The organism is Neopararhizobium haloflavum, assembly GCF_002750855.1.
Classification (GTDB): domain Bacteria; phylum Pseudomonadota; class Alphaproteobacteria; order Rhizobiales; family Rhizobiaceae; genus Georhizobium; species Georhizobium haloflavum.
Genome location: NZ_NWUC01000002.1, coordinates 611,838 through 625,645, shown reverse-complemented (window position 1 = coordinate 625,645; position 13,808 = coordinate 611,838). Strand labels below are relative to the sequence as shown.

Here is a 13,808-nt window from a genome sequence, read left to right as displayed (position 1 = left end):
GATCAGTCTCTCAGTCTCTTCGTCACGGTTCTTGAACGCCCGCCACGAAACTCATTCCAGCGCCCTAGGCAGCCAAAGAACGATGTCAGGGAAAAAGACGAGCAGCAGCACCACGAAAAGCTGCAGCACCACGAATTGCGTCATGCCTACGTAAATGTCGCTCATCTTCCATTGTGGAACGACACCCTTCAGGAAATAGGCCGATAGGGCCATCGGCGGTGTGAGCCAGCTTGTCTGGAGCGTCACGGCGATGAGGATGCTGAACCATAGCGGGTCGTATCCCATCTCGATCATGGTCGGCAGAAAGATCGGAACAATGATGAGTACTATGGGGATCCATTCCAGCGGTGAGCCGAGGAGAAAGACGATGCCGAGAATGATCAGCAGCATGACTGTCGGAGAGAACGGCAATTGAAGCAGGTATTCCGTCAGGAGATCGCCGCTGCCGAGCCGGGAAAATACCGCGCCGAAGAAATTGGCCGAGCCCAGGAGAAACATGATCATGGCGGTCATGACCACCGTGTTGTAGACACATCGCTTGAATGCCGACCAATCTAGCTTGCGATAGAGCACGGCTAGTACGAGCGAGGCCAAAGCGCCGCTTGCCGCTGCATCGGTGGGTGTTGCGATCCCCGCGATGATCAGCCCAAGTGTAAAGGCTATTACGACGGTGACGGGGATGATGCCGAGCAGCAATTCCCTCAGCTTTTCTGCTGCAGTCGTCTGGCGAATCTCCTCGTGCGAGAGCGGTGGGCCGAGCTCCGGATTGAGGTAGCTGCGAACCAGCGTGTAAAAGATGTAAAGACTGGCTAGTAGAAGGCCCGGCACGATTGCGGCCGTGAAGAGATCAGATACCGGAACGCCGACCACGGGGCCCATCACGATCAAGAGGATGCTCGGTGGAATGAGAATTCCCAGCGTGCCACCAGCGGCAATCGCGCCTGCCGACAATCGCGTATTGTAGCCGGACGACTGCATGATGGGTGCAGCCATCACGCCTAGCACGGTGACCGAGGCTCCCACGATACCGGTTGCGGCAGCAAAGACGGTCGCCACCAGCAGCACTACCAGATAGAGTGAGCCCCGGACGCGACCGAGCAACAGACGCAGCGCCTTGAACATTCGTTCCATTAGGCCCGACTGCTCCAGGATAAATCCCATGAACAGAAACAGCGGGATGGCTGCCATCGTGGTGTTGCGCATCAGCGAGAAGAACTGGAATTGCATCAGAGCAATCACCCGGTCCCCCATTCCGATCCAGCCGAATACCAGTGAGATGAAGATGAATGTAAACGCCATTGGATATCCGGTCAGGATTCCAACAAAGATCGCGGCAAGCGATACGAGTCCGAGGACAGGTTCACTCATAGCGTCGTCCCCTCTTCGCTCCTGAAGCGCGTGTTGGTGCGGATGCTATAGTAGCTCTTCAGAAGCTCGGAGAATCCTTGGACGAACAGTAGAGCGCCCGTTATTGGCATCACCGTCTTCAGTGGATAGACGATGGGCATCATGGGGCTCGTCGGGATACGCTCGCCACGCATCCAAGATGTTAGCGCATAGTCAAACGTCGCTACGGTGAAAAAATACATTGCAGGAAAGAACAGGAGCAGCGTGAACGATCCGTCGATCAGGCCTTGCCAGCGCGGAGACAGGACGTTGAACAGGAAATCGGCGCGTACGTGTGAATCGAGGCCGAGCGTATAGGCCGCCCCGAGCATGAAAAGCGTGCCGTAGAGCATAAAGGTCGCGTCATAGGCCCACATTGTGGGGCTGTTGAAACCGAAGCGCGCGATCACTTCGTAGGCGAGCGCACCGACCATCGGGATGATCAGCCATGCCGCCGCCTTCCCAACGATCCGGCCCGGCAGATCCAGAATGGCGACGGCCTTTCTCAATCTCGCTTCGTCCAGTTGTGTCATAGGCATGGAATTTCCCCTCGATAGGCGCGCATTTGGCGCGATGGCGGCGAAGTGCGGTTCGGCCGATCAGGGAATTCGTACGCAGTGCATCCTCATCTCCTCCCAAAAATGAGACTTATTGCCTCAATAAATACCATAATTCGGCGAAGCGCAATGATCGGACTCCGCCATGTTTTCTAAGCATCGTTAGCCAGCGCGGAGGACCGGCTGACGCTGTGGCGATCCTCGATGATCAAATCGCTGGCTTTTTCGCCGATCATGATTGCCGGTGCGTTGGTATTGCCGGAGACAATCTCCGGCATGATCGAGCAATCGGCGACACGCAGGCCGTCAACGCCACGGACCCGCAAGCGCGCGTCGACCACGGCATCGTCGGTAGTGCCCATCTTGCAGGATCCGGTAGGGTGATAGATCGTCGTTGCCGAGTTGCGCGCCCATTCCAGAAGTTCCGCGTCATTGATGACGTTCGCCCCCGGTCGATATTCGCTTCGGATCTTGGACTGCAGCGGTTCGGCATGCGAAATCTCGCGCGCGATCTTGATGCCTTCGACGAGTGTGTTGCGATCAATTTCCGTCGCCAGGTAATTCGGCTGGATGAGGGGATGAACAGCTGGATCCGCAGATTGCAGCGTGATCGTACCTCGGCTCTCTGGCCTGAGTTGGCATACCGAAACGGTGAAGGCCGAGAATGGGTGAACCCCTTCGCCCGGGCTGTCAGCGGACCAAGGCTGGACATGAAACTGAATGTCGGGTGTTTCGACACGTGAAGCCGTTCTCAGGAAGCCTGTCGCTAGACTGGCTGCCATCGCCATCGGACCTGAACGTGACACGGCATATTTCAGGGCGATCTGGATGCGGCTGGCGAGACCGCGCACCTCGTCATTGAGGGTTGGCTCGTGGCATTGGAAAACGAGTCGTGCCTGGAGATGATCCTGCAAATTTTGCCCGACCCCCGGTAGATTGGCAAAGACCTCGATGCCGTGCCGGCGCAACTGAGACGCTTCGCCGATACCCGAGAGCATGAGGATCTGCGGTGAACCGATGGCGCCAGAGGAGAGAACGACTTCGCCATCGGCATAGACACGCCGTTCTTCACCGGAGCGATCTCGATAAGACACACCAACTGCGCGCCCGGCCTCGATCAGGATTCGGGTGGCATGGGCTCTTGTAATGATCTTCAGATTGCTCCTGCGGCGAGCAGGATTGAGAAACGCAACCGCGGCACTGCAGCGGCGTCCATGTCTTGCAGTGAGCTGAAAGTAGCCTACCCCATCCTGCGTGGCGCCGTTGTAGTCAGGATTGAATGCGTAACCGGATTCTTGGGCTGCCTCGACCCATGCGTCGCAGATCGGCCTCTTGAGCCGCATGTTCGAGACCGCCAACTCACCCTCCGCCCCGTGAAACTCGTCAGCCCCCCGCTCCTGGCGCTCCGAACGCTTGAACAATGGCAGAACGTCCGACCACCCCCATCCTTCCAGTCCCATCTGTCGCCACCGATCATAGTCCTGTGGCTGGCCTCTGACGTAGAGCAGGCCGTTGAGCGACGACGATCCGCCGAGCACCTTGCCGCGCGGCCAGTCAAGTTGTCGGTTGTTCAAGCCCGCGCATGGAGCGGTCTTGTAGCACCAGTCGACCGAAGGGTTGTGCATGGTCTTGAAGTAGCCGACGGGGATGTGGATCCACGGGTTCCAGTCCCGCCCACCAGCTTCCAGCAAAATGACGCGAGTTTCGGTGTCTTCGGTCAAGCGGCTGGCGAGAACGCATCCCGCCGAGCCTGCGCCGACGATCACATAATCAGCCCTCATGTTCCCATCCCGCTTCCCTCTGATCAGCATGGGATTATCGCGATAATAAATGAGACATCAAGTATCATTTTAAGCGATCGAGTCGGCCGGATAGCTGAACAATGGGCCGTTGATGCTTATCTCGGCTTGCCGTAGGAGAAGGCCTCGATTGGAGATGTCGCTTGCCAGGAGTGGTGATGAACGAAGCCCCGCCCGCAATCCCGACCAATTTGCGTCTGCTTCTTGTGTTGGAGGAAATGGCAAAAGCCGGCGTTCCTGTGACGCCGAGCGACGTTAACCGCGTGCTTGGCTTACCCAAGCCAACAATCCATCGGTTGTTCGCGACGCTGGAAGAAGAGGGCTTCGTCCAAAGGGACATCGACGGACGGTCGTATTCAGCCGGCAGGCGGGCGCGTGAGCTTGCTGGCGGGATCATGTCATCTTTGCGAATTCGCACTGCGCGGCTCGCCATCCTGACACGGCTGGCAAGTGAGGTTGGCGAAACCTGCAACATTGCTCTGCCGGAGCGCGACATGATGGTCTATCTCGAACGTGTCGAAACCGAATGGCCCCTTCGCATTCAGTTGCCATCGGGAACACGGGTGCCATTCTACTGCACTGCGAGCGGCAAGATGTACCTTTCATCGCTGCCCGAGCCGCATCTGGATCGGTATCTTGCAAATGCCGATATGCGGGCACGAACAAGCAGAAGCATCAGTGAACCTGACCGACTTCGCAGCGCGATCCAAGAGATCCGAGAGAACGGTTATGCTACGGACAACGAGGAATTCATGGACGGCATGATTGCCATTGCCGTTCCGATTGAGGATAGCCACGGCCGGCTCTTTGCAACGCTTTCCTTTCATGCCCCGGTTCAGCGGTTCGACGCGGCAAAGGCGCTATCCTATCTGCCGCAATTGCGAAATGCAGCGAATGAGCTTTCGCAGTTAAGTTTCTCAGAAGACTGACTCTGTACGGCGGGTAAGCACGCTCAAGATATGGCAGGGCCCCGGCCTCGGGTTTCGCGGGACAGGTGATACGACCCGCACGCGTTCGCGGCGGATGCCGCATGCCGGTGCGGTGCGGCTGCGCTTGGATGGCAGCAATCCTCGAAAGGCCAGAATGGCCCGTGCCGATCTATGCGTTTGCCAGCGCATCGTTCGGCTGAAGGCATGCGGTGGTGTCGCCGGTTGCGGAACAGAGCGTTTCGCGTGCTCACTGCTCTGTGATCTCCGGCAGGTAACAAACGCTCCAGGGTGGGCGAAGACCATAGCAGATGCGGGACAACCGCTTCTGACAAGCCAACCCAATTCAGGAGAACCATCATGCGAACGATCATCCTAGCCACGATCCTGGCAGCCATTCCACTGGCAGGCGTCTCCGCTTCGGACAGCGGCGACTATGGTGCTAGCAATCGCTTCGGCGATGCGGCGCCGAATTTTGAAACCGTCTCTCCGGGCATCGACTATACCCCTACCGCCGCGATTGGCATTGCCGATCCCGCTCGCGGCGGCATGACCGCACGAGGTCATGATCGCTTCGGCGACGCGTCGCCGCGTTCCCAGATACTGCGCTGAATTCGACTGATGCCAACGCATGGGCGAGCAAGTCTCGCCCATGCAATCCGCTCTGAAGCTCCAACGCTAGCTTGTTGACCCGCATATGCGCGACCTTCCGGCCCAGGGCGCCGGCTGATCTGGGCCGGGTCTCCCTCGTGCTTGACGCTCATGCCGAGCGCTTTCCGATCCGGAACAATCATTCCAAATTGGATGACGAACCTGTCAACCCCCATCCTGATTGCATCATTGGGTTGGCAGCACGCCAAAATGTGGCAGTGCCGATGTGAGCACAAAATCCAACCGGCGGAATGGCTCCGTGTCGCCGAGATGGTTACCTGCCCATCCGCCTACCAGCGTAGCAACCGCCGCCCCATCAGTGACCCGACCGTAACGACGATCGCTGTTGCCATGGGATACCATACGGTGACGAACAGCGGGCTGTCGTCGGTGCAGTGAAGCGCATAGAAGGTGGCCCCGAGCCCGGCGGCGGCAAGGCCGGCGATCGCCCCGGCGCGGGCGGGATGGGTCGGGGCTCCCTGCCGCAAGAACCAGAGAAAGGCCATCAACGGTCCGAACGAAAGCGCCGGCATGACGGTCAGGCACAGCATCGCGTTCGTACCGAGCATTTTCTCGCCCCATTGGGCCGATGGGACAATCGTCATTTCCGTGATGACTGCGATGCCAAGAAAAACGGGCGCGATCAGCAGCGCGGCTTGCGCCGATCCGGGCTTGGAGCCGGGCCGTATCGCGCGTGCGAGGGCGAAAAATGCGGCTGCGAAAAGCAGCAGCGTCAATACCGGCTTCAGCAAGAATCGTGGCGTCTCAAGCGCTGAGGCGATGTCACTTCTCGGACCGACGAAAAGTGCGAACGCGCAGAAGGCAACGACAACGGCGATCGATCCGGCAGCAAGCTGGCGCTGCACAAGGGAGCGTTGCGGCAATGCGGCATCCTGCGAAAGTGCCGCGATCAGCTTTTCCGTCTCCATGGTTCAATCCGCTTCCTGTGTTCTGAGCGCCGCAAGTTTGCGCAGCCCACGATGGAGCGCAACGCGCACGGCGCCCTCGCTCATCGACATCCGCCTGGCGACCTCGACAATCTCCTGGCCATCGAGACCGATGGCCTTGACTATCGCTCCCGGCTTGCCGCCCAGTCTTGAGACATAGCGTTCCAGGTCGGTTCGTGCTGTCGGGTCCTCGATCGTCGGCGCAGCGAGTGTTTCCGTAACGACGTCTATGTCCACCGACGCGCCGTGGCGTCCGCGACGCCTCATGACATCGACCGACTTGTAGCGCGATATCGCGCGTATCCACGGTCCGACCATTTCGGACTCACGCCAGGTGTGACGTTTGAGATGGATTGCGATCATCGTTTCCTGCACCACGTCCTCTACGTCCGACGGGCGGCCACCGACAGTTCTCACCACACCGTGGGCGATCTGCCTCAGGGCGGGAAGTAGCGTGCGATAGAAATCCGCGTATGCGGCAGCATCGCCGCGGTTTGCACGGCGCAGAAGATCTGCCAGGCGCGTCTCGTCCAAGGCCACCATTGCCTTCCTTTCGCTGCCGCGTACCGGATTGTTACATCCGCACCAGGCATCACTTGAAAAACACGAAGCCGTGAGCGCTGTAACACCGGCGCCATCTTCGACGAAAACGCAGATGTCGCGGGTTTGCCGCGTCGTTCGTTTCCGAAGGAGAGACCCGTGAAGCCAGATTATCGCATACTTGTCGCCGTTGGTTCGCTCACCGTCGCCATGGCACTTTCCGCCACGCCCAGCATGGCCCAGGAGGACATGGAGAAATGCTACGGCGTTTCGCTTGCTGGCGAGAACGACTGCGCCGCAGGACCGGGCACGACCTGCGCCGGCACCTCCACGACCGACTATCAGGGCAATGCGTGGACGCTGGTTCCGGCCGGCACCTGCGCCGATATCGAGACGCCACTTGGTATGGGCTCGCTCGAGCCGATCGAGCGGGACGCCTGACACGCGATCGGCAGGGGCCGCGTCGGCTTGCGCGTGGCCCCGCCCCATCGGGAGAATTGCATCATGATACCCGCTGCATTGCCGTTGGGCGTCGGTGTCGGCTTCAAGGCCCGACACTTCGCCGACATTATCGGGACGAGGCCCAACCTTGCCTTCGTCGAAGTGCACGCCGAGAACTTCTTGGGCGAGGGTGGACCGCCACACGCGCAACTATCGCGTCTGAGCGAAGACCTCGCTCTGTCGATCCACGGGGTGGGATTGAATATCGGTGCGCCGGCGCCTCTTGATCGTTCCCATCTCCAGCGTATCAAGCGTCTTTGCGATCGCTACCAGCCGGCGAGTTTTTCCGAGCACCTCGCCTGGTCCAGCCACGGCGAGAACCATTTTGCCGACCTGTTGCCCCTGCCTTATACGGCGGAAACCCTCGATTGGGTCTCGGCCCATATCGACGAGGTGCAGGATCTGCTCGGTCGCCAGATGCTCCTCGAGAATCCGTCGACATATCTCAGCTTCAACGACAGCACGATGACCGAAACCGATTTTCTCGGCGCGGTTGTCGAATGCACCGGCTGTGGATTGCTGCTTGATCTGAACAACGTTTTCGTCAGTGCCGTCAACCATGGCACAGCGGCGCGCGAGTATCTTTCCGCCATCCCGCTCCGCGCGGTGGGTGAGGTCCATCTTGGCGGACATCACGCCGATCGCCTGTCGGACGGCGCCACGCTTCTGATCGACTCGCATTCCGCTGCGGTTGCCGATCCGGTCTGGGACCTGTTCGAAACGATCATCGCGCAATGCGGAGCGCTGCCGACGCTTATCGAGTGGGACAACGACGTGCCCGAATGGCCGATCCTGTTCGGCGAGGCGCAACGGGCTGCCAACGTCATGGACCGGGCGGGACGTCATGCTGAAACGTCGAACAAGGTGGGTGAAACACATGCCGTCCTTTGCTGATGTTCAAGCAGCCTTCGCCGCGGCCGTCATTGGGCCGGACGTTGCATTGCCCGCAGGCGTTCTCGCCGACCCGGGCGGCCAGCAGGCGGAGCGTTTCGCGGTCCATCGAAACAACGTCGTCTCCGGACTGGTCGAACAGTTGGCGGCCAGCTTTCCTGTCGTTCGGCGATTGGTCGGCGCTGATTTCTTCCGCGCCATGGCACGCGCTTTCGTGCTCGCAACTCCGCCGCGGTCGCCGGCCCTGATGCGGTACGGTGATGGGTTTCCCGGATTCATCCAGCGATTTCCACCCGCATCGGCTCTCCCATATCTCGCGGATGTCGCGACGCTCGAAGTGCTGCGCGTTCACGCCTATCATGCAGCCGATGCCGTGCCTTTGACGTCTTCGGAAGCGATGCTGCATCTGGCCAAGGCCCGGCCCCGCCTGCGGCCCCACCCGGCTGCGATGGTGCTGCGCTCCCGCTTCCCCGTTTTCACCATCTGGCTTGCCAATCAGCCCGGTTCGTTGCCCGAGCGCATCCGCGCCACAAAGGCTGAGACCGTGCTGATCGCGCGGCCGGCGATGACCGTCAATCTCCACCTCATCGAAGAGGTCGTTGCCGATGTGTTCGACGCGCTGCCGCGCCGGGCTCTCAACGGCGAAGAGATCGGGGACGTTGCCGTGATCGGTCAACTCGCCAATTGGGGCGCGCTCATAAAGGACAGCCGGGAGACAAGGCAATGACGCAGTTGATTCCGACAGCCTCGGATTGGGGCTCGCGCATTCGCATGCTGTCCAGCCGGGGCCGCGGCGTTGCGCAAAGCGTACCCAGTTCCCTGCTATCGCTGGCAGCCCGGTTGGTTATCGCCTCGGTGTTCTGGGCGTCCGGCCGCACGAAGATCGATGGCCTGACGATCAAGCCGCAGACCTATTTCCTGTTCGAGCACGAATACGCGTTGCCGTTGATCGACCCTCGTTTGGCTGCCGTGATGGCGACCGTCGCAGAGCACTTCTTTCCGATCCTGCTCGTCATCGGCCTTGCCACGCGCCTTTCCGCGTTTGCCCTGCTTCTCATGACCCTGATCATTCAGGTCTTCGTCTACCCGGAAGCCTGGCAGATCCATGGGCTCTGGGCGGTGTGTCTCCTGCTGCTGATCAAGCACGGGCCCGGACGGTTTTCGATCGATCACGGGTTGTCGAGGCGAGGGACCGTTTAGGCGGGCAGGGCAGACGTCACATCAGATGCCCGCCAAGCCAAGTGATGAAGCGCGCTGGCTTGGCGGCGGGTGATCCTAGAACAATGTGCTCGGAAGCAGCATGCTGATGACCGGCACATAGGTCAAAATCGCGAGCGCGATCAGCATCAGGACGATTGTGGGCAGCGTGGCACGGAATACCTCGCCCAGTTTCATGTTCGCGACACCCATCGCGACGAAGAGATTGAGGCCGACCGGCGGTGTCAGCATCCCGACCGAAAGGTTCACCAGCATGATCACACCGAAATGTATCGGGTCGACGCCGACCTGCGATGCGATCGGCATCATCAGCGGGCCGAGAATGATGATGGCAGAGGCACTGTCCAGGAAACAGCCGGCAACCAGCAGGATCAGGTTGAAGAGCAGCAGGACCACAATGCCGTTGCTGGTATCGCTGAGAATAAAGCTGGCCAATTGCGAGGGTGCGCCCGTACTGGCAAGGAGCCAGGAGAAGGCTGAGGCGCCTGCAGTGATGAGGAGGAGGGGGCCTGAGATGAGCCCCGTGTTGCGCAGCACGGTCAGCGTGTCGCGAAATGAAATGCTGCGATAGACGACTGCGCCGACGAGCCAGCCGTAAAGACAGGCTGCTGCGGCGGACTCGGTTGGCGTGAAGACGCCCGAATAGATCCCGCCCAGCAGAATGACAGGCAGGCCGAGGCCCCAAGCCGCCTGCTTTACCGCGGTCACGACACTCGAGACGCTTGGCATGGCGTCACGAGGATATCCCTTCCGTGCGGAGTACCAGCTTGCATAGGTGATCAGGATGACGCCGATCAGCAGGGCGGGCAGCAAGCCTGCGGCGAAGAGTTGACCCACGGAGGTTCCGGTGACGGACCCGTATATGATGAGTGCGATCGAAGGCGGCACGATTGGCCCAAGCGTCCCGGCGGTCGTTATCAGCCCGATCGAGAAGTACTTGTCATAGCCCGCGTCCACCATTGCAGGGTAAAGGATCGATCCGATGGCGATCACGGTCGCGGGGCTTGAACCCGAGATGGATCCGAACATCAGGCAGGCGACGATTGCCGCTGCTGCCAGCCCCCCCGGCAGCCAGCCGACGACGGCCCGCGCAAGGTTGATGAGCCGCTCCGACAGGCCGCCAATACGCATGAGTTCGGCCGCCAGGATGAAGAACGGGATCGACATCAGCGAGAAATTGTTCATGCCCGAGAACATGCGCATCGGCACGAGGACGGGGTCGATGCCACCCCAGAAATAGAGCACGGCCGCCACTGACAGGGCCAGTGCTCCGAAGATCGGGAGGCCGAACAGAAGCAGGCCAAAGAATACGGGTACGAGTGCGCCTACCATGGAAGCATGCTCAGCTGGTTTTGATGTCGACTTGGGGTGGCGTGTAGCTGCGCCCTGCGATGAGTTCCTGAAGAACCAGCAGATAGCGCATGATCATCAACCCACCGGAGATGGGGATCACGGCATAGATATATCCGACCGGGATACGCAGTGCCGGCGAGAGCTGACCCATGCGGGCCGTATTCATGACCAGCTTGCTGCCGTACCACAGAAGAACGCCGGCAAAGACCAGACCGAGACAGGCCGCCCCGATCTGAAGGGCTCTCACAGCGCTCGGCGGTACGAAGGCATAGACCGCCTCAACGCTGATATGGGAGGCGTAGCGCACGCCCATTCCCATGGTCAGGAAGCTCATCGTGATGAAAGCGTAGAGGATGACCTCTTCCGACCAGTAGAGCGAGTTGTTGAAAACGTAGCGTGCGATGACTTGCGCGATTGCGACGAGAGTCGCGGTCAGTATCAATCCGGTGACGAGCGTGTTTTCGATCACGTCCACGATTTTATTCAGCCAGGTGATCATGTCCGCGCCCTCCTACGCTTATTCGCCGTTTGCCAGGGCGATCGCTTTGTCCATCAGCGCCGGCGTCACCTTCTCGCGGAACTCGTCGTAGATCGGCTTGGAGGCTTCGATGAAGGCCTCGCGACCTTCCGCCGAAAGCTCCTGGATCTCGATCTGATCCTCGATGTCCGCAAGGATCTTGGACTCGTCTTCCTGGGTGAACTTGCGGGCGGCGTCGCGGCCTACAATCATCGCGTCTTCAACGACGGTCTGTAGATCCTCGGGCAGACTGTCCCAAGCTTGCTTGTTCATGACCGCAGCGTAGGTGTGGTACGCGTGGCTAGTCAGCGTCATGTAATCTTGCACTTCGTAGAACTTCATCGAGGCGATGTTGGCCAGGGGATTTTCCTGCCCCTCGATGACGCCCTGCTGAAGGCCGTTGTAGACTTCGACATAGGCCATTGCGGTCGGGTTCGCGCCATAGGCTCGGTAGGTCGCCAGGATGGTCGGAGCCTGCAAGGTCCGCATCTTGATGCCGCTGAGGTCGTCCGGACCGTTGATCGGGCGAATGTTGTTGGTCATATGCCGAAATCCGGCGCCCCACATCGCGATGCCATGCAGGTTGTTTCCGTCAAGCGTCGCAAGCAGCTCGGTTCCGACTTCGCCGTCGAGAACCCGCTTCATGGCCGCTTCATCGCTGAGCAGGAACGGCAGATCGAACAGATACATCTGCTCGTTGAAGTTCGCGAGATTGCCCGTCGGCGGTATTGCTATATGGACGAGGCCCATCTGGGTCTGTTCGATGATCTCGACGTCCCCGCCCAGCTGAGCGGCCGGGCGAATATTGATCTCGATCCGACCATCGGAGTTCTCTTCGACTTCCTCCTTGAACACAACGGCCGCGCGGGCGTTGGGGGTGTCTTCAGTGAGGACGTGAGCGAAGGTGAAGCTGAAATCGGCGGCATGGGCCATGCCGCTGATCGAGGCGCCTACGGCCAGAATGATCGCTTTGCTGAAAAGTCTCATGGTCTCTCCTGTGGTTCTAGGGCTTCGAAGGGCGGATCAGGCCAAAGGCGCTTTCCCCAGTATCTCCGGACCGGATCCGATGACGTGTTCCATCGCCAGCGCAGCTGACAGAAGGCGGTGTTCCTGCTTGGGCGGTGCGATGACTTGCAGTCCGGACGGGATGCCAAAGGCGTCCAGCCCGGTGGGCAGCGTGACGGCGCACCATCCAAAAAGATTGACGAGGGCTGTGTTGCGCAGGGCCATCATGTTCGCCCGCTGATAGGTGTCCCGATCCGCGACATCGGCGATTGTCGGTGCGGTAATCGGGATTGTCGGGGAAACGAGCAGGTCGACCGTGTCGAAAACCTGCCCGGCCGTCCGGGCATACTGGGCCAGATTGACGATGCGCTGCAGATAATCGGAGGCCGTGATGCCATCCGCCGCTTCGACGCGTGCCAGCACCGATGGATCGAGCTGCTCGATCCGTTCGGGGAAATTGCGATCGAGAAACGCGCGAAGTTCAGGCGCCGCTAGGCCGCCTGCGCGAAAGATCGTCAGCGCCTCATCCACACACGCCAGCTTGGCCTTACTCAGATGCGCCCCTGCCTTCTCGACGAGTTGAAGCGATCGCTGGGTGTTCTCGGCAATCGAGGAATCGATATCATCCCAGACCATATTCTGAATGACGCCGATGCGAAGACCATGCATCTGGATAGGGGCGATGTCTGCCGCGCTCTCGACGTCGATCGCTGCGAAACCGTAGGCTAGATCCGCGATCGTTCGCGCCAGGAGCCCGGGCGTGTCCAACGACGGCGACAAGGGAATGATCCCTTGAAGCGACCAGCGACCATGCGTGACCTTCAACGCGGTCTGGCCGGTGAAGGACGCCGGAATGCGGACCGATCCCGCCGTGTCCGTCCCGAGCGCGAGCAGCGCGGAACCCTGCGCCAACGACACGCCGGCCCCGGCGCTTGATCCGCCGGGTATCCTCGGCGCATCGGGGGCTGACCACGGATTGACCGGAGTACCGGAATGCGGATTCGTGCCCAGACCACCGAAGGCGAATTCAACCGTGTGCGTCTTTCCAGTCACGATCCCCATTTGTGACTGGACGGCGCGAACCACCGGACCGGCGGCTTCCCATTCACGAGGAAAGGCCGCATTCGTGCCGGCGTAAGTCGAAAGGCCCGGCACGCCGAAGAGATCCTTGACCGAGATCGGAATGCCCATCAGCGGGCCGAGATCAATGCCCGACGCCACCAGCGTGTCCACGGCGATGGCCTGCTTTGCTGCGCGTTCGCCGGCCCAGGTCCGATAGGCGTTCAGCCTCCCCTCTGTCGCGTCGTAGCGCTCCGACGCGGCGCGCAACAAATCTGAAGGATTTGTGTCGCCGTCGCGAATCTCCGCTGCGATCTCCGACAGTGGTTTTGAGAACACTTCGCAGGCCCCTGATGCTGTGACACCGTTCTGTGACCATACGAGAATATTCCTGCCCTTCTACTGGCGAGCGCACGGAGGTGCGGCAACGATCAGGTGTACCATCGAACGCGGTTCCT

Annotated in this window: 15 protein-coding genes; 6 read left to right on the top strand and 9 right to left on the bottom strand. The window is 60.2% G+C overall.

Annotated elements, in window-relative coordinates; translation table 11 throughout:
- Positions 1–51: 51 nt before the first annotated feature.
- The 3 genes from CN673_RS07445 to CN673_RS07435 form a co-directional block, all read right to left on the bottom strand.
- A complete protein-coding gene (locus CN673_RS07445) occupies positions 52–1,368 on the bottom strand; it encodes a TRAP transporter large permease (RefSeq protein ID WP_099865570.1) in 1,317 nt (438 codons plus the stop codon).
- On the bottom strand, positions 1,365–1,925 hold the full coding sequence (locus CN673_RS07440; protein ID WP_099865569.1) for a TRAP transporter small permease subunit: 561 nt from the start codon (positions 1,923–1,925) through the stop codon (positions 1,365–1,367). Before CN673_RS07440 ends, CN673_RS07445 begins: the two co-directional genes overlap by 4 nt.
- Positions 1,926–2,095: 170 nt before the next feature.
- Entirely contained in the window at positions 2,096–3,724 is a 1,629-nt protein-coding gene (locus CN673_RS07435; protein WP_099865670.1) for a GMC family oxidoreductase, read from the bottom strand.
- Between the two features lie 176 nt (positions 3,725–3,900).
- Between CN673_RS07435 and CN673_RS21620 the strand changes: the two genes are divergently transcribed.
- Both CN673_RS21620 and CN673_RS07425 read left to right on the top strand, forming a co-directional pair.
- Positions 3,901–4,671, top strand: coding sequence for an IclR family transcriptional regulator (locus CN673_RS21620; RefSeq protein WP_099865568.1), 771 nt, complete (start codon positions 3,901–3,903; stop codon positions 4,669–4,671).
- Positions 4,672–5,028: 357 nt separating this feature from the next.
- On the top strand, positions 5,029–5,280 hold the full coding sequence (locus CN673_RS07425; protein WP_099865567.1) for a hypothetical protein: 252 nt from the start codon (positions 5,029–5,031) through the stop codon (positions 5,278–5,280).
- A gap of 329 nt (positions 5,281–5,609) precedes the next feature.
- Here CN673_RS07425 and CN673_RS07420 read toward each other — a convergent pair whose 3' ends face one another.
- Both CN673_RS07420 and CN673_RS07415 read right to left on the bottom strand, forming a co-directional pair.
- Positions 5,610–6,248 carry an NrsF family protein gene (locus tag CN673_RS07420; RefSeq protein ID WP_099865566.1) on the bottom strand — a complete coding sequence of 213 codons (639 nt, stop codon included), beginning with the start codon at positions 6,246–6,248 and terminating at the stop codon, positions 5,610–5,612.
- 3 nt (positions 6,249–6,251) lie between these two features.
- Entirely contained in the window at positions 6,252–6,809 is a 558-nt protein-coding gene (locus CN673_RS07415) for a sigma factor (protein ID WP_099865565.1), read from the bottom strand.
- Between the two features lie 156 nt (positions 6,810–6,965).
- On the opposite strand from CN673_RS07415, the gene CN673_RS07410 reads away from it, so the two are divergent.
- From CN673_RS07410 to CN673_RS07395, 4 genes are all read left to right on the top strand, one after another.
- Positions 6,966–7,247, top strand: a complete 282-nt coding sequence (locus tag CN673_RS07410) for a BufA1 family periplasmic bufferin-type metallophore (RefSeq protein WP_503128219.1) — start codon at positions 6,966–6,968, stop codon at positions 7,245–7,247.
- 63 nt (positions 7,248–7,310) lie between these two features.
- Positions 7,311–8,201: an MNIO family bufferin maturase gene (gene bufB / locus CN673_RS07405; protein WP_099865564.1), complete on the top strand. Its 891-nt coding sequence runs from the start codon at positions 7,311–7,313 to the stop codon at positions 8,199–8,201.
- Positions 8,185–8,925 (top strand): HvfC/BufC N-terminal domain-containing protein, encoded by a 741-nt coding sequence (locus CN673_RS07400; protein ID WP_157928825.1) that lies wholly within the window; start codon positions 8,185–8,187, stop codon positions 8,923–8,925. The genes bufB and CN673_RS07400 overlap by 17 nt, the downstream gene beginning before the upstream one ends.
- Positions 8,922–9,398, top strand: a complete 477-nt coding sequence (locus CN673_RS07395) for a DoxX family protein (protein ID WP_099865562.1) — start codon at positions 8,922–8,924, stop codon at positions 9,396–9,398. The genes CN673_RS07400 and CN673_RS07395 overlap by 4 nt, the downstream gene beginning before the upstream one ends.
- A gap of 75 nt (positions 9,399–9,473) precedes the next feature.
- Here CN673_RS07395 and CN673_RS07390 read toward each other — a convergent pair whose 3' ends face one another.
- The 4 genes from CN673_RS07390 to CN673_RS07375 are packed head-to-tail and all read right to left on the bottom strand — an operon-like array spanning position 9,474 to position 13,689.
- The gene (locus tag CN673_RS07390; protein ID WP_099865561.1) at positions 9,474–10,748 is read right to left on the bottom strand and encodes a TRAP transporter large permease; all 1,275 of its coding nucleotides are present in this window, start codon (positions 10,746–10,748) and stop codon (positions 9,474–9,476) included.
- A 10-nt stretch (positions 10,749–10,758) separates the two neighbouring features.
- Positions 10,759–11,268 carry a TRAP transporter small permease gene (locus CN673_RS07385; protein WP_099865560.1) on the bottom strand — a complete coding sequence of 170 codons (510 nt, stop codon included), beginning with the start codon at positions 11,266–11,268 and terminating at the stop codon, positions 10,759–10,761.
- An 18-nt stretch (positions 11,269–11,286) separates the two neighbouring features.
- The gene (locus tag CN673_RS07380) at positions 11,287–12,273 is read right to left on the bottom strand and encodes a TRAP transporter substrate-binding protein (RefSeq protein ID WP_099865559.1); all 987 of its coding nucleotides are present in this window, start codon (positions 12,271–12,273) and stop codon (positions 11,287–11,289) included.
- 36 nt (positions 12,274–12,309) lie between these two features.
- The gene (locus CN673_RS07375) at positions 12,310–13,689 is read right to left on the bottom strand and encodes an amidase (protein ID WP_099865558.1); all 1,380 of its coding nucleotides are present in this window, start codon (positions 13,687–13,689) and stop codon (positions 12,310–12,312) included.
- Between the last annotated feature and the right edge of the window lie 119 nt (positions 13,690–13,808).